We start from the raw sequence: 19,633 nt of genomic DNA, 5'->3' as shown, positions 1-19,633 counted from the left end.
TGCGCGGGGCCGCAGCCGCGGCGTCGCCGACAGGAACACCCCCATCGATTCCCTGACCCACGACGTGCTCGATGGAGACGCCGCCGGCTGGACGCGGGTGTGCCGGCGGACTGCTCCGGCTCGCACCGGATCACGGTCACCGGCGTGCGGGGTGCGACCGGCGATCCCGACGGCTTCGTGTGGACTCCTGTCGCGATGAGTGCCTGAGGGCTATGGCGCCTGCTGTGGTGGCGTGCCCTCGCCCGAGGTGGGAGGAAGGGCGGCGATCAGCCTCGAACCGGCGATCGCCCCGAAGACGATCGCAGCGCTGCCGAAGAGGGGCAGCACCGCGAGCGCGAAGGCGGCGCTGACGCCGAAGCTGAACGACAGCGCGAGGAAGACCACCCACGCGGCGATGCCGATCACGACCGTCGCCCACTGCATGCGGGTCGCCCCTCGTCGCACCTCGGTCACCGTGGTCCGCCGTCCCTGCCGCATGACATCCTCGCCCCAGCGATGACCGTCCCACCACCGCTGCGTCTGCCGTGCGACCTCGTACCAGCCGGCGCCGGTCGGCATGGCGGCGTTCATAGGGCGAAGGAGGGCTTGGCCCACGGAGTCATGCTCGTCGACGACAGCACATCCGACAGCACGGTCGCTCTCGCCTCCGAGTCGCCCCGTCCGATGAAGTAGCCGATGACATTGAGCAGCAGTCCGATGACGCCGATCGCGAGACCGACCCAGGCCACCGGGGTGGCGAACCCGCCGATGACGGCGACGACGAGTCCGGCGATGCCGACCACACCGCCGATCGCATTGAACAGGTTCGACGAGTACCACGCATCCTGAGACGCCGCCGCGTCACGAAGCACACGGACCAATCCGTTCACCGACTTCTCGAGGTCGTCGATCTGGTCTTCCTGCCCCTCGTAGGCGGCGAGGTAATGCGGCGACGCATCGGAGTCCCAGCTGTCGGCGGCGAGAGCCTGCAGCCGGGCCGACGAGCACTCCCGCGATATCCTGCTCTGCACGGTGCCGATACCGGCTTCCAGAGCAGTCGCCTGGGAGCGGAGCACTGTGGGCAACCCCATCTTGGCCACGGCATCGCGCATCGCGTTGAGGATCTCTCGCATGATGCCGATGTTCGCCAGCAACGCCGCCATCGCGGCATGGTACGCCGCGTCCTTGGCCCAGTCCGGCCACGGCACCCCGAAGGTCTCGAGGTTGTCCGCCCATGCCCGGGCGACGACGGGCGCCCCCCGCTCCGCCTTGTCGAGTTCGCTGAGTCCGTCGTCGACGACGTCGATGATCCACTGCCCCATGGCTTCCGGATGCATGTGCTCACGCTCCCTGGATGTCGAGACGGTTCTCGTCTTCGACGTTCTCGTAGATGGTGGCGATCTGCTCCAAGCGCTTCCCCATCGCCTGCATGATGCGACTGCCGTCCTGCACCTTCTGCCGCAGGTCGGCTGCGGCGGCGAAGTACTCGTCACGCAGAGTCTCGAAACCCGGCTGATCGGAGAATGCCCAGTACTCGAACTGGTCGGAGATGCTCGCGGCCCCCTCCGCCAGGGCATCTCCCCAGCCCTCCCACAGTGCGGCATCAGCGCGCAACGCGCCGGTCTCGACCGTGAACCCGTCACCCATGATCGTTCCTCTCGGTCGGCTCTCGCCGAGCCAGTACGGCGTTCACGTTCTCCTGCACGGCCATTGCGTACTCGGCTGCGGTGGAGCGCTCGAGCCATCCCCCCTCGATCACCACCGAGAACGCGCCTCTGCCGTCGACGTCGACAGTCATCTCCTCGAATCGATGGTGATCGAGCGCTTCCGGAGTCGCCTCGTCCGTGACGGCTCGGAGCGCCTCGGTCGCGCTGATGCCCTCTTCGAGCATCGCCATGACCCGCCGCGCCTCCGCGGAGTAGTCGGGCATCGCCGAGACGCCGGCGGATGCGAGCGCCGAGGTCGTGGCGGCAGCGAGCGCCGTCGGAGCGATCCGACCGAAGGCGGCCGGATCCACCTCGACGCCTGCGACTCTTCCCCGTTCGTCGACGCGAATCGTGACGGAGGCGACCTGCCGCGTCACCTCACTCGTGAGTCGCTCCATCTCGGCGGCGAAGGTCGCAGCCACCTGGCGGGAACGCTGGCGCAGGTGCTCCAGGCGCGCGGTGCTGTCTCCAGAGGAATTCATGGTCTGCTCTTCCGTCGGCTCGATGGTCAGACGACGAGATCGAGGATCGTCGCCTCAGCGTCCTGGTACCTCGCGAGTGCGCGCTTCAGCGACGTGATCGCGCTCGTGAGTTCGTCGGCGGTGTAACCGTGTGCGGTCTGCCAGCTCGCGTGCCTGCCCGCATAGGCGTCGGCGGCTTCGCCGTCCCAGCCACCGAGCAGAAGCTGCGATTCGCGCGAGAGCGATGCCCCCGCCCCGTGAAGATCGGACAGCGCCGCAAGAAGAACATCGATCATCGTCTGCATCTGGTCGAAGTCGACCTCGACAGTTACCCCCATGCGGGGAACTCTAGCAGCCGGGCGCGGCGCGCTCTCTGCACCCCGAAGGCCGCCGGGATCGCTCCCGACGGCCTTCGGCTGTGACATCCGGCTCTCGGATCAGAACCGTTCTTCCCGGATCAGAACCACCGGGTCAGCAGTTCCCAGAGCCAGTCGAGGATCGCACCGATGATGCCTCCGGCGCGGTTGACGGTGACGGTGGCTGTCGCCGCGTCTCCGTCGGCCTGCGACGCCGCGACGGTGTACTTGCCCGACGGGGCGCTCTTGGGCACGGTGACCGAGGCGCTGAACGTGCCGTCTGCGCGCACCTGGACCGTGCCGACCTGGACCGGCTTGCCCTTCTTCGGACGCAGCTCGATGCTCACGGTCTCGCCGGGCACGTAGCCCTCACCAGTGACCTTGAGGCTCTTGCCCGCGGTCACCTTGGACGAGCCGAGCGCGATCGTTCCCGCGAACTCCTCTTCGCCGGCGATCGTGAACGGCACCTGCACCGTCGTTCCGGTGCCGGCCACGGCGACCGTGAGCACCTGCTCCCCGAAGACGCCGGACGGCACCGTGAAGGTCAGGCTGGCGCGCCCGCCCTCGTCGGTGGTGTCCACCACCGCCGGGTCGATCGCACCGGCCGCGAGCTGCGTGCCGCCGAGCGACAGCGACACCTCACCCGGGGCCGGCTCGCCGGCGCTGAACGCCAGCGAGGAGAGCGACACGGTGACCTGGTCGCCGGCGCTGTAGCCGTCGGCGTCCGCGGGGGTGACCGTCACGCCGACCGCGCGCTGGGCGTAGTCGGGGCTCGCGGTCTTGTTCGCGTCGAACCAGTCGACCATGGACTGCAGGTCGATCTTGCCGGTGTCGCGCTTGCCCGTGCCCTGCTTGAAGGTGAAGAAGTTGTCTCCACCGGCCGCGAGGAACGAGTTGGCAGCGACGGTGTAGTTCGCCGCCGGGTCGAGCGGTGTGCCGTTGAGCGTGATCGAGGTGATCCTCGAACCCTGTGCCGCGGCGGGGTCGTAGGTGTAGACCAGTCCCTCCGAGACGCCGAGCTTCAGGAACGGGCGAGCCGAACCCGCCGGCTGCCACTGCTCCTCGAGAACGCCCTTCAGCTGCGCACCCGTGAGCGTCAGCGTCACCAGCGTGTTCGCGAACGGTTGGACCGTCGCCGCCTCGCGGTAGGTGACGTTGCCGTCGGGATCGGATGCTCCGGCCGACGCGTACGTGAGGTTCGCCCGGATACCACCCGGGTTCATGATCGCCACATCGGCACCCGTGGACCACTTCTGCACGTCGGCGACGAAGTTGCCGATGGTGGACTCGCCACCGCGGTTCTCGGATCCGTTCGTCTGCCGCGCGCGGTTGAAGTCGGCGGTGATGTCTCCGACCTTGATCGCGCCCAGCACATCGGCCTCGGCCTTCGCCTTGGCGACGATGTCGGCCACCTCGGGGACGGCCGGATACAGCGGCTTGCCCGCAGCGGTGAGGGGCTTGATCTCGTTGGTGATCGAGATCAGGTCCTTCGTCTTCGGGTCGACCTGGATGTTCATCAGGCCCAGGTTCTCGCCGTACTGCCCCGCGGAGACGACCGGGCGGCCGTCGATCACGTGGTTGTAGGCGAGGTGGGTGTGCGCCGACACGATGGCATCCACGTCGTCATCGACGCCGTAGACGATCTCGCCCAGGGGCGAGTCCGGCGTGATGCTGGACAGCTCGACGCTGGAAGCGCCCTCGTGGACGAGCAGGATGACGACATCCGCCTCGCCGTTGGACTCGTCGCCGTCTCGCAGATCGTCGGCCACCGCGTTCACGGAGTCGACGATGCTGCGGACCTCGAGGTCCTTGATGCCCTCGGGCGAGACCAGCGAGTCGAGGTCTTCGGTGACCGCACCGACGAATCCGACCCTGACCCCGTCGAGCTCCTTCACCCAAGCCGGTGCGAGCGCGGGCTCGCCGGTCTCGGTGACGAACACGTTCGAGGAGATGTACTCCCAGTCCGCGCGCTCCTGCACGCGGTCGCGAAGGTCTTCCCAGCCCTGGTCGAACTCGTGGTTGCCCGCCGCACTGACGTCGAGGCCAGCCGCGTTGAGCGCGTCGATCGTGGGGTTGTCATCGTTGATGAAGGAGGTGAACGTGGATGCACCGATCAGATCGCCGGCTCCGGCGAAGATCGTGTTCGGGTTCGCCTCGCGGAACTGCTTGACCGCACCGGCGAGGACCGCAGCACCCGCGGCGGCGCCGTCGGCCTCGATCCGACCGTGGAAGTCGTTGACCGTGACGACGTCGATGCTCACCGGCGGGATCTCCGAGGAGACGCCCACGATGATCGGGTCGTGGTCGCTGGAGCGGTAGGGCGTTCCCTGCTCGGTGGCACCGAACGCGTAGCCGCGATCGCTCCACTCCGGCGAGTTGATGCCCCACACGCCCGCGCCCGTGATCGACGAGGCGAGCGACGGCGACGCGATCACATGGTCGAGCGAGCCGAGCTCGCCGTCGAACGTGTACGTGTACTGACCGGAGGCCTTGTCGGCGACGAGGTCGCTCCACCCGTTGGAGGTGAAGACGTCGATCGGGTCTTCCTTGCCGTAGGCGTTGAAGTCGCCGATCAGCAGCATGTCGCCGCTGCCGGTCGTCTGCTCGAGCTCAGCGGTGAAAGCGAGGATCGCGTTCGCCTGCTTCACGCGGTCGGCGTTGAAGAAGCCCTGGCCGTCGGCCGGCTCCGCCCCCGCGCCCTCGGGCGGCGACTTCGACTTCAGGTGGTTCGCGACGACGGTGACGACGCGGCCGTCGATGTCGAACGCCTGGGCGATCGGCTCGCGGGCGTTGCCCCACACGGTCTCGTCGGTGACGGTGGCGCTGTCGCCGACCCGCTTGACCGCATCCTTCTTGTAGATGATCGCGTTGGTGATGAAGTCGGTCGTCGCCGCGTCGTTCAACGCGGAGGGCGTGGGCACGTAACCCCACACGTCGCTGCCGGCGTCGGCGTTGAGCCCGGCGACCAGGTCCTTGAGGGCCGTGTCGATGGGCTTGCCCAGCTTGACCGAGTTCTCGATCTCCATGAGCGAGACGATGTCGGCGTCGAGTCCGTTGATCGCCGCGACGATCTTGGACTTCTGGATCGCGAACTGCGCCGCGTTCGCCGCGCCCCGAGCGCTCGAATTCTCGCTCTTCAGCGTCGTGAAGTAGTTGTAGACGTTGAAGGATGCCACCTGGACGTCGCCGCCCACGGACGGTGCGCTGTCGGTACGCGGGTTCATCGCCTCGAAGCCGACCTTGAGGTCGGCCGACGAGGAGTCGTCGATCGGCACGACCGGCTGCAGGCGCCAGTCGTTGAAGCCCCACTGCAGCACGTAGCCGTTGTCGCCGAAGTCGACGGTGTCGCCGTTGCGGACCACCGTGTCCTTGGTGAAGTAGGGCTGCTCGCCGGGGTGGCCGTTGTTCGTGACCTGGATGGACCAGCCGTCATCGAGCAGGATGCGGTTGGCGCGGTTCGCTGCAGCAATCGCTGCGGCCGCGTCGCCCGGACGCGTGGTCTCGGTGCTCTTGACGGCGAGTGCGTCGCCGGCGTTCAGCCAGAGCGTGCCGAAGTTGAACAGCTGGTGACTGGAGGCGAGACGGTAGGTCCCCTCCGGCGCCACGTACATGTTCTCGTACTGCTCACGGTCGGCACCCTGCACCGCGGCGGGCAGCGGGGTGACGGCGGGAACGCCGACGCCGGCGGTGACGACGGAGACATCACCGGCCGCGGCCGGGTTGATCTGCGTCTGCCCGAAGTACTCGCTCACAGCGCCCGTCACCGAGACGAGGTCGCCGATCGCGAGAGTGGGGTTGAAGGCGTTGAGGAAGACGAACACGCCGTCCGAGGCGCCGGGAGTGGCATCCGTCGCGCCGCCGGAGCCCTGCGTCTGGATGACGATGCCCTTGTAGCCGCCGGTGCGGTAGTCGGCGGTGACGACGCCCTCGACCTGCACGGTCTGCCCGTTCAGCGGGGAGACGTCGGTCGTTCCCTGGACCTCGGCGATTGTGGCCGTGGTCGGGTCGGTGCCCGGGCCGGTCCCCGGGTCGGTGTCGCCGGAGTTCTGCGGGGTGATCGTGGCGGAGAGAGTGAAGTCCGCGCTGTTCACGTCGGTGTCGACGCCGCCCGTGCGGTTGAGCGACTTGACGTCGGTGTTGCCCGCCGGTGCGGTGGCGGCGGTGCCCTCGAAGGTGTTGGAGGAGCCGTAGCCGAGCAGGTCGACGACGCCGTCGACGCCCACGACGGAACCGGGGGCGAGGCTCACAGCCGCAGTGCCCTCGACGAGCGCGAGCGTGCCGTTGGTGCCGCTCGGGGTCAGGGCGCTGACGGCATCGGGCGCAGGCAGCTCGGCGCCGTTCGCACCGTTGCTGTTGCCCTGCACCAGGTAGTAGCCGCCGGCCGGGATCACGCCGGTGAGCGGAGCCACACCGTTGAAGGCGGCCGAGCCGGTGGCCGATCGATACTGCAGCGACATCCCGTCCAGGGTGATCGGGGCAGAGGTGGGGTTGTACAGCTCGACGAACTTGTTCTTGAACGCGGCCCCTGCGCTGCCGCCGGAGAGATACGCCTCGTTGATCACCACCCCCGTGCCCGTGGTGTCGGCTGTGGCGGGAACCGCGGCCAGCGAGCCGAGGCTCAGCGCGGCGACGCAGGTCACGGCGAGAGCGCCGATGCGCCCCCGACTTCTACGGTGCGAGACGGGAACCGCGCGGTTCTCGTCCTCTGGAGCGGACATCATCGGTGCTGTCTCCTCGATCGGGTTCGACACTTCTCAGGACTGTCACGGCACACAGGGGAAACTCCCAGCATGCTCACATGGTGCGAGCATACGGAGCGGTCCCCACATCCTCAACGGAGTTTTCCGATTCGTCATCGAGCGATCACCGGATGGCCCGAGCGACCCCTGACGAAGGTCGCTAACGACCTGCCGCGCCGCACAATTGCGCAGCTCGGGGCGCGCGAATGCGCGGGTTATCCGGCAGTGGCTCTGGCCTCAGCCTCGTCTTCGAACTCCTCGACCTCGCGTTCCCAGGCGTCCTTCGCGAGGCGGTACCAGAGGTAGAAGGCGAAGCCGGCGAAGATCGCCCACTCGACCGCATAGAACACGTTGAGCCAGTTGACCGGCGACATCTCATCGGGAGCCGGCGACGAGATGTCGACCAGCCCGGCGGTGGCGGTCGTGGAGGCGAGGTACGGACGATACACGTCGAGACCGTCGGCATCGTGCCAGCGGCTGAGGAGAGCAGCGGGAGACATCCGGTCCAGCTGCTGCGGATCGGAATGCGGCGGCACCCGAGGGCCCTCGTCCGAGATGATGCGTCCGGTGATGTCGACCTCGGAGCCGTCGGCGCCGGCCTCGAGGTCCTTCACGGCCGCATCCGCGGTCTCACGGTCCGGCGCCCAGCCGATCGCGACGGCGATGGAGACACGGTCGTCGACCCGGAGCTGACCGGTGACCCAGTACCCCTGGACGTCGTCGTTGAACCGACTCGACACGACGATGAAGTCGCCGGGGACCCAGGCCCCCGTGGTCTCGACGCGCTGGCCCACCAGCGGCTCGGGGAGATACTGGCCGGGCTCGAGGACATCCGTGAGCTGCTGCACCTCTTCGGTGGCACCGGGCGCGGGCGGGTCGGTCTCGATCGCACGCTCCAGCTGCCACTGACCGAGCCAGGCGAAGACTCCGGCCACGAGCAGGCAGAGCAGGAGCATCGCGATCCAGCGTCCCCGGAGCATGACCTCGCGGAGCGTCGGGGGGAACAGGGCAGGAGTGGTCACGGTGAAGCGCAGGACCTCAGGCCTCGTACGGTGCGAGCACGACCTCGACCCGCTGGAACTCCTTGAGGTCGGAGTACCCGGTGGTCGCCATCGACTTGCGCAGCGCACCGATGAGGTTCGCGGTGCCGTCTGCGACGGGCGCAGGACCGTAGAGGATCTCCTCGAGCGTGCCGATACCGCCGACCTCGACACGGTGACCGCGCGGCAGCTTGGGGTGATGGGCCTCGGGGCCCCAGTGGAACCCGCGGCCCGGCGCGTCGGTGGCGCGGGCGAGCGCGACACCGAGCATGACCGCATCGGCGCCCATCGCGAGCGCCTTGACGATGTCGCCGGACGTGCCGACGCCGCCGTCGGCGATCACGTGCACGTAGCGTCCACCGGATTCGTCGAGGTAGTCGCGGCGTGCGGCGGCGACGTCGGAGACCGCGGTCGCCATCGGCGCGTGGATGCCGAGGGTCGCGCGGGTGGTCGATGCCGCTCCCCCGCCGAAGCCGACGAGCACACCGGCGGCTCCCGTGCGCATCAGGTGCAGGGCAGCGGTGTAGGTCGCCGCACCGCCCACGATGACGGGGACGTCGAGGTCGTAGATGAACTTCTTGAGGTTGAGGGGCTCTGCCACGCTCGACACGTGCTCGGCCGACACCGTGGTGCCGCGGATCACGAACAGGTCGACGCCGGCGGCGGCGACGGTGTCGTAGAACTCCTGGGTGCGCTGGGGGGTCAGGGACCCGGCGACGGTGACGCCGGCCTCGCGGATCTCGGCGAGGCGACGGGTGATGAGCTCGGGCCTGATCGGCTCGGAGTACAGCTCCTGCATGCGGACGGTGGCCGTCGCCGCGTCGAGGCCGGCGATCTCCGCCAGCAGCGGCTCGGGGTTCTCGTAGCGCGTCCACAGACCCTCGAGGTCGAGCACGCCCAGACCGCCGAGCTGACCGAGCATGATCGCCGTCTGCGGGCTCACGACCGAGTCCATCGGTGCGCCGAGCACCGGGATGCCGAAGCCGAAGGCGTCGATCGTCCAGGCGGTGGACACATCCTCCGGGTTGCGCGTGCGCCGGGAAGGCACCACCGCGATGTCATCGAACGTGTACGCGCGACGTGCACGCTTTCCTCGGCCGAGCTCGATCTCCATGGTCACCCCTCCAGCCTACCCGGCGGCCGCCGTCGCCCGTGCTGGGAGACTGGATCCGAGACCGGGAGGCAGCATGAGGACCGACGACGTGGACATCGTGGTCGTGGGCGCGGGCGTCATGGGCCTGGCCACCGCCTGGGAGCTGGTGCGCCGAGGCCTTCGACCCGTGGTGCTGGAGCGATTCGCCCGCGGACACCACGAAGGCGCATCGCACGGCGCGACCCGCAACTTCAACAACGCCTATGGCGAGGAGCACTACCTCGACCTGCTCGTGCGCGCCCGTGCCGGCTGGGATGCGCTCGGAGACGTCGACGGCGAGCCGCTTCTGCGTCTGCACGGACTCGTCACGCACGGCCGTATCGACATGGCAGCCGTGCAGGAGGGGCTCGATGCCCGCGGCATCCCGAACACGGTCCTCTCCCCCGTCGAGGCGGGCACCCGGTGGCCGGGCATGCGCTTCGACGGCGACGTGCTGTGGTCCTCGGATGGCGGGGTCGTACGAGCGACCGAGACGCTGCGGGAGTTGGAGCGGCGCATCGTCGCCGACGGCGGCGAAGTGCGTTGGAGCACTCCGGTCGCGCACATCGCCGAGACGGCGGACGGTGCGCAGGTCAGCCTCGCCGACGGCACCCGGCTGCGCGCGCAGACCCTCGTCGTGACGGCCGGCGCGTGGACGCGCACGCTCCTCCCGCGCCTCGACCTGCCGGCCCTCACCGTCACCGAAGAGACGCCGGCGCACTTCCTGCCGCTGACGGAGGCCCCGTGGCCGTCGTTCAACCACGACGTCGACCCGGAGGTGTACCCCGCGGCCGTGTACGGCATGCCGACACCCGGCGAAGGGGTCAAGGTGGGGTTCCACGGTGTCGGCGACGCCGTCGACCCGGATGCCCGGCCGCACCTGCCGACGCACCAGCGCGCGCTCTCCGACTACGTGCGGGAGTGGATGCCCGGCCTCGACCCGGCATCCGCGGTGCCGATCAGCTGCACCTACACCTCGACCGACGACGGGACCTTCGTGCTCGACCGGAAAGGCCGGATCGTCGTCGGAGCCGGATTCTCCGGCCACGGCTTCAAGTTCGCACCGGGCGTCGGTGCAGTGCTCGCCGACCTCGCCACCGACCCCGACGCGCGCGCCGCTGAGCCCTTCCGGCTGCCCTGAGCGCCCGGAGGCATCACCGCGTGCGCGTCACCCGCTTCTCGTCCCACACCGGCTCATCCGACTCGTAGACCTCGCCGTCTCCTCCGAACACCAGGAACCGGTCGAAGGACCGCGCGAACCAGCGGTCGTGCGTGACCGCGAGCACCGTGCCCGCAAAGCGCGCGAGTGCCTGTTCGAGCGCCTCGGCCGATTCCAGGTCGAGGTTGTCGGTCGGCTCGTCCAACAGCAGCAGCGTCGCACCGGAGAGCTCGAGCAGGAGCACCTGGAACCGCGCCTGCTGTCCTCCCGAGAGCGAGTCGAACGTCTGCTGGGCCTGCCGCACGAGTCCGTAGCGGTCCAGAGCCGAGCTCGCGGCGTCCCGCGGCATCCCGGCACGACGATCGTCTCCGCGGTGCAGGATCTCCAGCAGCGTGCGCCCGACGAACTCAGGATGCGCGTGCGTCTGCGCGAACAGTCCGGGAACGACCCGCGCTCCGAGGGTGGCGGTGCCCGTGTGCTCCACCGGGCCGAGCTGCTCGCCCGTCGAGGTGACATGGCCCAGCGTCGAGTCGGGGTCGCTGCCGCCGCGGGCCAGCAGACGCAGGAAGTGCGACTTGCCCGATCCGTTCGATCCGAGCACGGCCACCCGATCGCCGTACCAGACCTCGGTGTCGAACGGACGCATGAGCCCGGTCAGTTCCAGGCGCTGCGCGACCACGGCCCGCTTGCCCGTGCGGGCGCCGCGCAACCTCATGTCGAACTCCTGGGCGGGCGGGCGCTCCTCGGGAGGGCCGACCTCCTCGAACTTGCGCAGGCGGGTCTGGGCGGCCTGATAGCGCGAGGCGAAACCGTCGTTCGCCGAGGCCTTCACCTTGAGGTTCGCCACCAGGGTGCGCAGCTTCTCGTGCTGCTCGTCCCAGCGCCGGCGCAGCTCGTCCAGCCGGTCCATCCGGTCGGTCCTCGCCTGCTGGTACGTGCCGAATCCGCCGCCGTGCACCCAGGCCGTGGCACCGGCGCCTCCGGGCTCGAGCGTGATGAGCCGATCGGCGGCGCGTGCGAGCAGTTCCCGGTCGTGCGAAACCAGCAGCACGGTCTTCGAGGTCTGCCGCAACTGCTCCTCCAGCCACCTCTTGGTGGGCACGTCGAGGTAGTTGTCCGGCTCGTCGAGAAGCAGCACCTCATCCGGGCCGCGCAGCAGGGCCTCGAGTGCGAGCCGCTTCTGCTCTCCGCCGGAGAGGGTGGTGAGCTCGCGATACCTGGCGCGCTCGTACGGCACACCGAGGGCTGCGATCGTGCACTGGTCCCAGACGGTCTCGTGCTCGTAGCCGCCCGCATCCGCGTACTCGGCGATCGCCGAGGCGTAGGCCATCTGCGTGTCGTGCTCGTCGCGTTCGATCAGCGCGTTCTCGGCGGACTCGAGCGCCTCGGCAGCCCCGCGGATGCGTGCAGGGGCGACGCGCACCAGAAGCTGGTGCACCGTCTCCCCGGCCTCGCCGTGGCCGACGAACTGGTCCATGACGCCGAGCCCGCCGTCGATCGTGACGACGCCGTCATCGGCGGCCTGGTCGCCGCGGATGATCCGCAGCATGGTGGTCTTGCCTGCGCCGTTCGGGCCGATCAGCGCGCTCGTCGAGCCGGCGCCGACACGGAAGCTCGCCTCATCGAGAAGCGGTCTGCCGTCAGGAAGCGTCAAGGAGACGCTGGATACATCGATAGAGCCCACGGTGCGTGGCCGTCCTTCCGCCCGCGCATGCCGAGCCGACCAGGCTATCAGGCGGAGCAGCGATGCTCCGAACTCCGCTCAGGCGAGAACGCTGGACGTCGGAACGGGCGCGGCGAACAGGTCGAGCACCGGGCAGTGCGCATCGACGACGGCGCGCAGGTTCTCGTACTGCTCCGCACCGTCCGGGCCCGTGATGTCGACCGACACCCGCACGTCGTGGAATCCGGCGCGCCCCGACTCATCGATGCCGAAGAGCTTGCGCACATCGAGGTCGCCCTCGGCCGTGATCTCGATCTCGTCGATCGTGAGTCCGAGAGCCTGCGCGTACAGCCGGTAGACGACGACCTGGCACGAGACCAGCGCGCCCAGCGCGTACTCGACCGGGCTCGCCGCCACATCGTCACCGGCGAGCGCACCCGGTTCGTCGACGAGGAAGCGGTGCTTTCCCGCACGGATCTCGGTCGCCACGGACCCGATGCCCCGACCGCTGACCCGGTAGGTGAGCTGGGCGTTCGCGTCGTCCGCCGCGATCCGCTCGTTCCACGCCGTTCCGGCGTCGGTGAGTCGCTGTGCACGCTCGGCCGCGGTGACGTCGGCGACACCCGCGAGCTGTTCCTGGAGAAGAGTCATGGCCCGACGCTAGCGAGCAGCGCCCGCGTGGCGCCTGCCGTCCGTCATCGGGCTTCACACCCGGACACACGGCGTCACGGCGGTGTCCTCGCCTCCGGAACTGCGATCAGTCGGCGCGGCTCAGACTCATCAGCACCTCGGTGCGGGGAGCCGCCGGCAGGATGAAGCGGAACTCCGTTCCCACGCCCTCCTGACTCGAGACCTCCATCGTCCCGCCGTGCGCCAGGACGATCGCCCGGGTGATCGTGAGACCGAGCCCCACCCCCGGCACCGCATTGCGTGTCGCGGTCGATGCGCGGAAGAAGCGGGTGAAGAGCATCCCCTGCTCGTCCTCGGGGATGCCGACCCCGGTGTCGGCGATCGAGAACTCCACACCGCCGTCGACCGCGCGCACGCGGGCGGTGACCGTGCCCCCGCGCGGGGTGAACTTGATGGCGTTGGAGAGCAGGTTGTCGATGGCCTGCCCCACCCTGCCGGCGTCGATGAAGACGGGCACGGCACCCGGCTCGACCTCGGCCACGAGCTCGATCCCCTCTCGCTGCGCGTGCGGGCCGGCCGACGCCACCGCCGACCGGACCAGCGCGGCGACGTCGGCCTCCTCGCGTTCGAGCGGGAATCGCCCGGATTCGACCTGAGCGGTGAAGAGCAGATCGCCGACGAGGTTGAGCAGACGCTGCGCGTTGCGCTCGATGATGCCGACGAACTCCTGCTGATCGTCGGTGAGCGGCTGCGCCGGATCGTTCTGGAGGAGGTCGAGGAAGCCGATGATCGCGCTCAGGGGCGTGCGCAGCTCGTGCGAGATCATCCCGACGAACTCGTCCTTCATGCGGGCGACCTCGACGGCCCTGGTCTCGTCGGTGAGCACGAACAGATAGCCCTGCTGCGCGCCGGCGCCGTCCTTATGCGGGCTGACGGTCACGCGCGCCGGAACCGTGGTGCCTCCGGCCGTGACCACCTCGATGTCGCCGTCGACGGTGAGCCCCGCGTCGGCCTGGGCGAACAGAGCCCTGATGCCGGGGGCGAGCGCGCCGTCTGCCATCGGCAGGCCGTCGACCGCGTGCGGGGACTCCGCGTTGTCCGCCGCCAGCATCGACAGCGCGGCGCTCGAGAAGAAGCGATCGATGCGGATACCGCCGAGCGCCTCGTCGACCGGCAGACCGAGAAGCCGGACGGCCCCGGGGTTCCAGGCCGTCACGATGCCGCCGCGGTCCGTGGCGATCACCGCCTGCGCCGTGATCGATGACCACAGGCTCTCGAAGGAGTCCAACAGCTCTCGGTACTGACGCTCCTTGTCGCGCAGCTGCACGATCATCGCGACGTTCTCCGACAGCGACCTGGTGCGCTCGGCGACGAGTTCCTCCGCCTGCTCGACGCGCATGCGCTGCTGCCGCGAGAGCTGGTTGATGACGGCGGCCACCGCGGAGAAGACCAGGGGACCCACCACCCCGCGCAGCCACTCGACCGAGGTCTCGGGCGGGTCGGTGAAGTAGGGCATCAGCAGGGCGATGGAGGTCAATCCGCCGACGACGAACACCCACCGGATGCCGGGGGCCGCAGCCAGCCAGACCACGGGCAGCAGCACGAGTGACGAGAAGAGCGAGGCAGGACCCCCGGTGCCGGTGCGGAAGAGCCCGAGGCCGGCGATGTCGACGATGGGGATGAGCAGCACGACCCAGCCCTCATGGACCCCGCGCACCGTGAGGACGGCCGCGACCACCGTGGCGACGAGGACGACGGCGACCCCTGCCACCGCCGGTGCGATGCGAGAGATCGGAAGATCGGGGACCCACCAGGTCAGGATCGCCGCGACGACCGTCGCGATGACCGTCGGCGCCTGCTTGAGCAGCGGGCTCGGGTTGTCGAAGACCTGGTACCAGCGGTTCTCCGCGCGATCCAGCGGTGTCGCCCTCATCGTCGAGCCCTCTCCACGATGGCATGCAGATCGGAGCCCGTGATCGGCTTCGGCAGGACGGCGTCGGCCGGCGGATAGTCGGCGGCGTCGAGCACCGAACTGATCACGAGGAAGCACTCCGGGAAGCGTTCCCGGACTGCGCGCGCGCACTCCTGACCCGAGATGCCGGGAAGGAGGAGGTCGAGCACAGCCAGGGCGGGGTCGATCTCGGGGAACTCCGCGATCGCCGACTCCGCGTCGCGGGCGACGAAGACGTCGAAGCCCTCGCGATCGAGGTAGCGGCGCAGCAGCGCGGCCTGGTCAGGGGCGTCCTCGACGACGAGGGCCAGCGGCCTGCCGGTCATCGAAGCAACAGCTCTCGCACCACGACGACGACGACCACGACGGCGAGGGCGAGCAGCGCCTGCGGGATGAGCCGGCGCTCTCGTCTGGCGTCCTCGACGATCTCGTCCTCCTCGGCATCATGCGGCGGGGTTTCGGTCATGAGTCGACACGTCCGATCTTCTCGGTCTTGATCCAGGAGGCATCAGCCCGACGCCACTCTTTGATGTAGGAATCGACCGTGATCGCGCACAGCAGGGAGCCGTACCCGCAGACGTAGAGCAGCAGGCCGGCGAAGAACCGGCCGCCGGGAAGGGGCTCCACGGCACGCGCCAGCCAGATGCCGAGCATCGAGATCGGTCCCCACAGGTAGAAGATCACGGCCCACATGAAGCGCGACTGATCCGTGAGCCCCAGCCCGATCACGGTGAGGAGCGACTCGAACGCCCAGGGGAACAGTGCGATGGCCATCAGGATCAACGCCCCGAGCCCCGGGAACATGATCGCCTCGCGCCAGGAATGCCGGCCCGTCCGCGGATCGAGCTGCACCGAGTACAGCATCGAGAAGAGGTAGATGCAGGCTGCGGAGATCCACATGAAGCGGAAGACGAACTCGGCGATGTCGCTGTGCAGGACGAGCAGTGCGAGCATCCCCGCCGCGGCCAGGAGCATGAAGGCGGGCAGCAGCAGGATCGTGAACCACGCGAGACCGAACCCGAAGCTGCCCAGGTTGTGCTCCCGGCTCGGACGGAACCAGAGCTTGCGGTAGATCGAGGTGAGCTGCACGTTCCCGCGCGCCCAGCGCAGCCGCTGCTTCCACAGGCTGTCGATCGTCCGCGGCTCCTCGGCCAGCACCACCGCGTGCGGCTCGAACACCATCCGCCGCCCCTTGAGCTGCCCCTCGAACGTCGTCATCGTGTCCTCGGCGAGTGTTCCCGTGGGGATCCGTCCGCCGATGGCCTCGAGGTTCGCCCGCGAGTGCAGCTGCGCACCGCCGGCGAGGCAGGCGATCGCGCCGCCCACGTTCTGCACGCGACGGGCGGAGAGCTGCCCGATCACGTACTCGATAGCGATGAACCGCGTGAGGTAGTTGCGGTCGCGGCTGCCCTCCGCGATGTACGCGGTGACGGCGCCGACCTTCTCATCGGCGAGGTGCCTGGTGAGTTTGCGCAGCGAGTCGCGCGCGAAGATCACATCCGCGTCCATGATCAGCACGGACTCGGTCCAGGAGTCGGCCAGGACCACGTCGAGGCCGTGATTGAGAGTGTGCGCCTTGCCCTCGCCGCCCTTCTCGCGCCGCAGATGCACGACGCGACCGGGGTGGGACTGCGCCTTCGCGCCGACGATCGCGGGGGTGTCGTCCGTGGAGGCGTCGTCGACGACGAAGATCCGGAGGCGCTCGGCGGGGTACTCCAACTGCAGCAGACGTTCGATCGCGGGGCCGATCACCGCCCCCTCGTTCCACGCCGGGATGATGACGGCGACGTTCGGGTGGTACGGCGCAGCCTTGCCGTAGTGGTTGCGGAACGCGTGCAGAGGCAGCGCGAGGAACTGCAATCCGGTGTTGATCACGGGCAGTGTGCCGACCAGGACGCACAGCAGGAGGAGGATGACCAGCACGGTCTCCAGCACCGAGAGGTCCGTCATCAGGATGCCTCCCCCGCGTCGAGCAACGGGAGGATCCGGGAGTATCGGCCGACCTCCGAGGCGTCATGGCTGTCGGTGGAGGCGACGATCGTCGCGCCGGCACGACGCAATGCGGCCAAGGCCCCGGCCCCGGGGCAGCCCCACTTCTCGTTCACCTCGACGAGCGTGTCGGTCTCGGCGGCGGCTCGTGCCCAGGCATCCGTCCGCTCTGCGCCCACGTCGGCCTCCGACAGCCCGATCTTCGGGAGGATAGAGAAGCAATGCGCGAGCTGGTTCCCCGGGTACCGACGCATCGTCGCGATGAGCGCGTCGACGAACTGATCGAGCACGTCGTCGTTCGCCCAGCCTGCGGCGATCCGCTCCCGCACGGCGGAGGGGCCGAGAGGGCCGTCGACGCCGGGGAACTGGTGGTCGGCGATGAGGATCCGATCGATCCCGTCCGGAAGCGGCGGCACGTCGAGTGCGCCGGCGACGTCGAGGATCTTCGCCTCCACCCCGGTGAGCACGGTGAGGCCGTCGGGAACCCTGAGGGCACGCACGGCGGCGAGGTACTCCGGCACCCAGGTGGTGCTCCGACGCACGTGATCGACCAGCCGCAGCGTCGTCAACCCGGCCGATGCCGCCGCCTCGACGTTCTGCGCGAGCGTCGAGACCGCATCGTCCGAGTACGTCGAATGCACATGGTGGTCGCCGCGAAGCAGCGCGTGGCTCACAGCTCCTCCTGGTGCCCCGCATGGTCGGAGACCAGCACGTCGTTGATCTCGACGATCACATCCTCCAGGAAGCGCACCGAGGCGATCTCGCGGAACGGGATACGCACGGGCAGCTCGCGTCCGAGGAACAGATCGGCGACGAGCGACGGGATGTCGACGCCGGCCGCGATCGTCAGGGGCAGGGCACCGGGGAAGCGTGGATTGACCTCGAGCAGCACGGCCCGGCCGGTGCGATCGCGACGCAGCTGCACGTTCGCGACGCCGACGAGCCCGATCGCGCGCGCGATCGATGCCGCCGTCTCCTCAAGCTCGGGGTCGCGCACGGTGCGTCCGGCGATCGCCACACCGGAATCGACTCTGGCGCGGGTGCGGGGCACGGCGGCGACGATGGCGCCAGCGGCGTCGGCGATGACATCGACCGAATACTCCTCCCCCGGGAGGAAGTCCTGCACGATGAGCCCCTCGTCACCCGGCAGCGCCTCGAGGGCTGCACGATCGGGGACCAGCCGCACACCGCGGCTGCCCGCCCCCTGACGCGGCTTGGCGAAGACCGGGAACTCCCAGTCGACAGCCTCGGCGTCCGGTCCGGCGAGGACGGTGCGCGGGGTGAGCCCGGTCGGTGCGCAGCGCTCGGCGAGAGCGAGCTTGTCGAGCGCGGTGTGCAGAGTCTCCGCCGACGGCGCCGCCAGGACCGCGGGAGCCAGCTCGTCGCGGCGCCCCGCGAGGGCGATGAGTTCGACGTCGACGGTCGAGATCACCAGGTCGAGGTCGTCTTCCGCGACCATCCGGGCGATCGCCGGCACGAAGTCGTCATCCCTCCCCGGCGGCACCAGACGACGCTGCGCCGGAGGCACGAGGTAGATGCCGCTCGCCCAGCCGTCCATGTCGGCGGCGAACACGGTCAGGTCGGATCGGCGAAGCAGCGATCGGATGACGGCGACGCCCGCCGGTCCGCCCGCACCCGTCACCAGCACACGCGTGGTCATCAGCTCTCCCGTCGTGTGAGTTCGTGGGCGCCGATGAACTCGGCTGTCTCGCGCACCACTTCCAGGGGTTCGACGGCGGTGCCCCCGCCGAACCTCGACCAGTACCGCGCCGTCGCCGTGACGAACTCGGGTTCCAGGTAGTCACGACTCGCGGTCTGGGAGCCGAAGCGTTCGAGCAGCCGGAGCTTGTCGTCGAGGAAGTGATCGATGCGCACGAACCGCGTGGGGCGGAAGTCGATCGTCGAGGACGGGCTCTGGTAGCAGGCCACCGTTCCCACGCGCCGCGTGGCCACGATGGTCGCCTCGCTCACGGCGCGGTGATCCTGATGGCGGTCGTGGCTCGAGTGGGTGTAGACGATCGTCGGCTGGACCTCCTGCACGACCTCTTCGATGATCCGGACGGTGGAGCCGCCTCCCGAGATCTCGGTGTCGACGAGATCCTTCAGGAAGAGACGGGCGCCCAGCATGTCGGCAGACGCCAGGGACTCGTTCTGCCGGCTGTCGGCATCTCCCCCTCTGGCTCCGCGGGAGAGAGTGAGGATCGTGATCTCGTCCTGAGCCCTGGCATGCGCGGCGAGCAGTCCTCCGACGCCGATCTCGACATCGTCGGGGTGCGCTCCGATCGCGAGCACGCGCTCGGGCTTGCGGGTCTCTTCGCGACGACGACGGCCCTCCTCGACGAGACGCATGACCGCCTCGACGAGCTTGCCGTTGTCGAGCGGCTTGGTCAGGAACTCATCGGCCTGCGCCCGCAGTGCGGAGACCGCGTACTCGACGGAGACGTGAGCGGTCATCACCACGACCGGAACCGAGGGCACCGTGCGCCGCAGCTCGGCCAGCAGCTCCAGACCGCTGAGCCCCGGCATCTCGATGTCGGTCACGACGACGTCGGGACGCACGGCGGCGACGCGCTCCACAGCCGACAGACCATCTCCGGCGACATCGACGATGCATCCGGCGCGCCGCTCGAGCACGGTCTTCACGAGCAAGGCGACGTCTGGATCGTCATCGACGACGAGTACGCGAGGAGAATCCTCAGACATTTTCTACAGCTCTCCTTGGGGAGGTTCCCTGACCGATGGGGATCGGTCACGCGATCTCGGCGCCTTCAACACCGGGACCGCAGGGAAAGTCGAGCGGGGTATGTCGATTCTGGCATACGGCGTCG

The 19,633-nt window shown here is 69.2% G+C and carries 18 protein-coding genes; 1 reads left to right on the top strand and 17 read right to left on the bottom strand.

The window, feature by feature from the left end; genetic code table 11:
- Positions 1 to 210: 210 nt before the first annotated feature.
- From D514_RS21330 to D514_RS21300, 8 genes are all read right to left on the bottom strand, one after another.
- Positions 211 to 558 carry a hypothetical protein gene (locus tag D514_RS21330; RefSeq protein ID WP_144052910.1) on the bottom strand — a complete coding sequence of 116 codons (348 nt, stop codon included), beginning with the start codon at positions 556 to 558 and terminating at the stop codon, positions 211 to 213.
- A gap of 8 nt (positions 559 to 566) precedes the next feature.
- Positions 567 to 1,316 (bottom strand): hypothetical protein, encoded by a 750-nt coding sequence (locus D514_RS21325; RefSeq protein ID WP_017828293.1) that lies wholly within the window; start codon positions 1,314 to 1,316, stop codon positions 567 to 569.
- Positions 1,317 to 1,320: 4 nt separating this feature from the next.
- Entirely contained in the window at positions 1,321 to 1,626 is a 306-nt protein-coding gene (locus D514_RS21320) for a hypothetical protein (RefSeq protein WP_017828292.1), read from the bottom strand.
- Positions 1,619 to 2,167, bottom strand: coding sequence for a hypothetical protein (locus tag D514_RS21315; RefSeq protein ID WP_017828291.1), 549 nt, complete (start codon positions 2,165 to 2,167; stop codon positions 1,619 to 1,621). The genes D514_RS21320 and D514_RS21315 overlap by 8 nt, the downstream gene beginning before the upstream one ends.
- Before the next feature lie 26 nt (positions 2,168 to 2,193).
- Positions 2,194 to 2,484, bottom strand: a complete 291-nt coding sequence (locus tag D514_RS21310) for a WXG100 family type VII secretion target (RefSeq protein WP_017828290.1) — start codon at positions 2,482 to 2,484, stop codon at positions 2,194 to 2,196.
- 119 nt (positions 2,485 to 2,603) lie between these two features.
- The gene (locus D514_RS21305; RefSeq protein ID WP_031205373.1) at positions 2,604 to 7,223 is read right to left on the bottom strand and encodes an ExeM/NucH family extracellular endonuclease; all 4,620 of its coding nucleotides are present in this window, start codon (positions 7,221 to 7,223) and stop codon (positions 2,604 to 2,606) included.
- A gap of 233 nt (positions 7,224 to 7,456) precedes the next feature.
- Positions 7,457 to 8,221 carry an SURF1 family protein gene (locus D514_RS0118865; protein WP_051056541.1) on the bottom strand — a complete coding sequence of 255 codons (765 nt, stop codon included), beginning with the start codon at positions 8,219 to 8,221 and terminating at the stop codon, positions 7,457 to 7,459.
- 58 nt (positions 8,222 to 8,279) lie between these two features.
- Positions 8,280 to 9,395 (bottom strand): GuaB3 family IMP dehydrogenase-related protein, encoded by a 1,116-nt coding sequence (locus D514_RS21300; protein WP_017828287.1) that lies wholly within the window; start codon positions 9,393 to 9,395, stop codon positions 8,280 to 8,282.
- Positions 9,396 to 9,468: 73 nt separating this feature from the next.
- Here D514_RS21300 and D514_RS21295 point away from each other — a divergent pair, with 73 nt between their 5' ends.
- Positions 9,469 to 10,554, top strand: a complete 1,086-nt coding sequence (locus tag D514_RS21295) for an FAD-dependent oxidoreductase (protein WP_017828286.1) — start codon at positions 9,469 to 9,471, stop codon at positions 10,552 to 10,554.
- Positions 10,555 to 10,567: 13 nt separating this feature from the next.
- On the opposite strand, the gene D514_RS21290 is transcribed toward D514_RS21295, so the two are convergent.
- The 9 genes from D514_RS21290 to D514_RS21255 form a co-directional block, all read right to left on the bottom strand.
- Complete coding sequence (locus D514_RS21290) at positions 10,568 to 12,256, bottom strand: ABC-F family ATP-binding cassette domain-containing protein (protein ID WP_031205372.1); 1,689 nt, start codon at positions 12,254 to 12,256, stop codon at positions 10,568 to 10,570.
- A 78-nt stretch (positions 12,257 to 12,334) separates the two neighbouring features.
- Positions 12,335 to 12,886, bottom strand: a complete 552-nt coding sequence (locus tag D514_RS21285) for an OsmC family protein (protein WP_017828284.1) — start codon at positions 12,884 to 12,886, stop codon at positions 12,335 to 12,337.
- Positions 12,887 to 12,992: 106 nt separating this feature from the next.
- Positions 12,993 to 14,798, bottom strand: a complete 1,806-nt coding sequence (locus tag D514_RS21280) for an ATP-binding protein (RefSeq protein ID WP_017828283.1) — start codon at positions 14,796 to 14,798, stop codon at positions 12,993 to 12,995.
- Complete coding sequence (locus D514_RS21275) at positions 14,795 to 15,142, bottom strand: response regulator transcription factor (protein ID WP_017828282.1); 348 nt, start codon at positions 15,140 to 15,142, stop codon at positions 14,795 to 14,797. The genes D514_RS21280 and D514_RS21275 overlap by 4 nt, the downstream gene beginning before the upstream one ends.
- Positions 15,139 to 15,282 (bottom strand): hypothetical protein, encoded by a 144-nt coding sequence (locus D514_RS38815; protein ID WP_017828281.1) that lies wholly within the window; start codon positions 15,280 to 15,282, stop codon positions 15,139 to 15,141. The genes D514_RS21275 and D514_RS38815 overlap by 4 nt, the downstream gene beginning before the upstream one ends.
- Positions 15,279 to 16,766: a glycosyltransferase gene (locus D514_RS21270; RefSeq protein ID WP_017828280.1), complete on the bottom strand. Its 1,488-nt coding sequence runs from the start codon at positions 16,764 to 16,766 to the stop codon at positions 15,279 to 15,281. Before D514_RS21270 ends, D514_RS38815 begins: the two co-directional genes overlap by 4 nt.
- Positions 16,766 to 17,479, bottom strand: coding sequence for a PHP domain-containing protein (locus D514_RS21265; RefSeq protein ID WP_017828279.1), 714 nt, complete (start codon positions 17,477 to 17,479; stop codon positions 16,766 to 16,768). Before D514_RS21265 ends, D514_RS21270 begins: the two co-directional genes overlap by 1 nt.
- Entirely contained in the window at positions 17,476 to 18,465 is a 990-nt protein-coding gene (locus D514_RS21260; protein WP_017828278.1) for an ATP-grasp domain-containing protein, read from the bottom strand. The genes D514_RS21265 and D514_RS21260 overlap by 4 nt, the downstream gene beginning before the upstream one ends.
- Positions 18,465 to 19,508, bottom strand: coding sequence for a response regulator (locus D514_RS21255; RefSeq protein ID WP_017828277.1), 1,044 nt, complete (start codon positions 19,506 to 19,508; stop codon positions 18,465 to 18,467). Before D514_RS21255 ends, D514_RS21260 begins: the two co-directional genes overlap by 1 nt.
- Positions 19,509 to 19,633 lie beyond the last annotated feature (125 nt).

The sequence above is a fragment of the Microbacterium sp. UCD-TDU genome (assembly GCF_000340625.1).
Classification (GTDB): Bacteria; Actinomycetota; Actinomycetes; order Actinomycetales; family Microbacteriaceae; genus Microbacterium; species Microbacterium maritypicum.
Note: the sequence above shows the minus strand (reverse complement) of the source record. Positions and strands in the feature narration are given on the sequence as shown.

What these genes read in the sequence shown, in the direction of transcription:
- D514_RS21330 (WP_144052910.1), bottom strand. Translation starts at nt 558, where the DNA reads ATGCCGACCGGCGCCGGCTGGTACGAGGTCGCACGGCAGACGCAGCGG.
- D514_RS21325 (WP_017828293.1), bottom strand. Translation starts at nt 1,316, where the DNA reads ATGCATCCGGAAGCCATGGGGCAGTGGATCATCGACGTCGTCGACGAC.
- D514_RS21320 (WP_017828292.1), bottom strand. Translation starts at nt 1,626, where the DNA reads ATGGGTGACGGGTTCACGGTCGAGACCGGCGCGTTGCGCGCTGATGCC.
- D514_RS21315 (WP_017828291.1), bottom strand. Translation starts at nt 2,167, where the DNA reads ATGAATTCCTCTGGAGACAGCACCGCGCGCCTGGAGCACCTGCGCCAG.
- D514_RS21310 (WP_017828290.1), bottom strand. Translation starts at nt 2,484, where the DNA reads ATGGGGGTAACTGTCGAGGTCGACTTCGACCAGATGCAGACGATGATC.
- D514_RS21305 (WP_031205373.1), bottom strand. Translation starts at nt 7,223, where the DNA reads ATGATGTCCGCTCCAGAGGACGAGAACCGCGCGGTTCCCGTCTCGCAC.
- D514_RS0118865 (WP_051056541.1), bottom strand. Translation starts at nt 8,221, where the DNA reads ATGCTCCGGGGACGCTGGATCGCGATGCTCCTGCTCTGCCTGCTCGTG.
- D514_RS21300 (WP_017828287.1), bottom strand. Translation starts at nt 9,395, where the DNA reads ATGGAGATCGAGCTCGGCCGAGGAAAGCGTGCACGTCGCGCGTACACG.
- D514_RS21295 (WP_017828286.1), top strand. Translation starts at nt 9,469, where the DNA reads ATGAGGACCGACGACGTGGACATCGTGGTCGTGGGCGCGGGCGTCATG.
- D514_RS21285 (WP_017828284.1), bottom strand. Translation starts at nt 12,886, where the DNA reads ATGACTCTTCTCCAGGAACAGCTCGCGGGTGTCGCCGACGTCACCGCG.
- D514_RS21280 (WP_017828283.1), bottom strand. Translation starts at nt 14,798, where the DNA reads ATGAGGGCGACACCGCTGGATCGCGCGGAGAACCGCTGGTACCAGGTC.
- D514_RS21275 (WP_017828282.1), bottom strand. Translation starts at nt 15,142, where the DNA reads ATGACCGGCAGGCCGCTGGCCCTCGTCGTCGAGGACGCCCCTGACCAG.
- D514_RS38815 (WP_017828281.1), bottom strand. Translation starts at nt 15,282, where the DNA reads ATGACCGAAACCCCGCCGCATGATGCCGAGGAGGACGAGATCGTCGAG.
- D514_RS21270 (WP_017828280.1), bottom strand. Translation starts at nt 16,766, where the DNA reads ATGACGGACCTCTCGGTGCTGGAGACCGTGCTGGTCATCCTCCTCCTG.
- D514_RS21260 (WP_017828278.1), bottom strand. Translation starts at nt 18,465, where the DNA reads ATGACCACGCGTGTGCTGGTGACGGGTGCGGGCGGACCGGCGGGCGTC.
- D514_RS21255 (WP_017828277.1), bottom strand. Translation starts at nt 19,508, where the DNA reads ATGTCTGAGGATTCTCCTCGCGTACTCGTCGTCGATGACGATCCAGAC.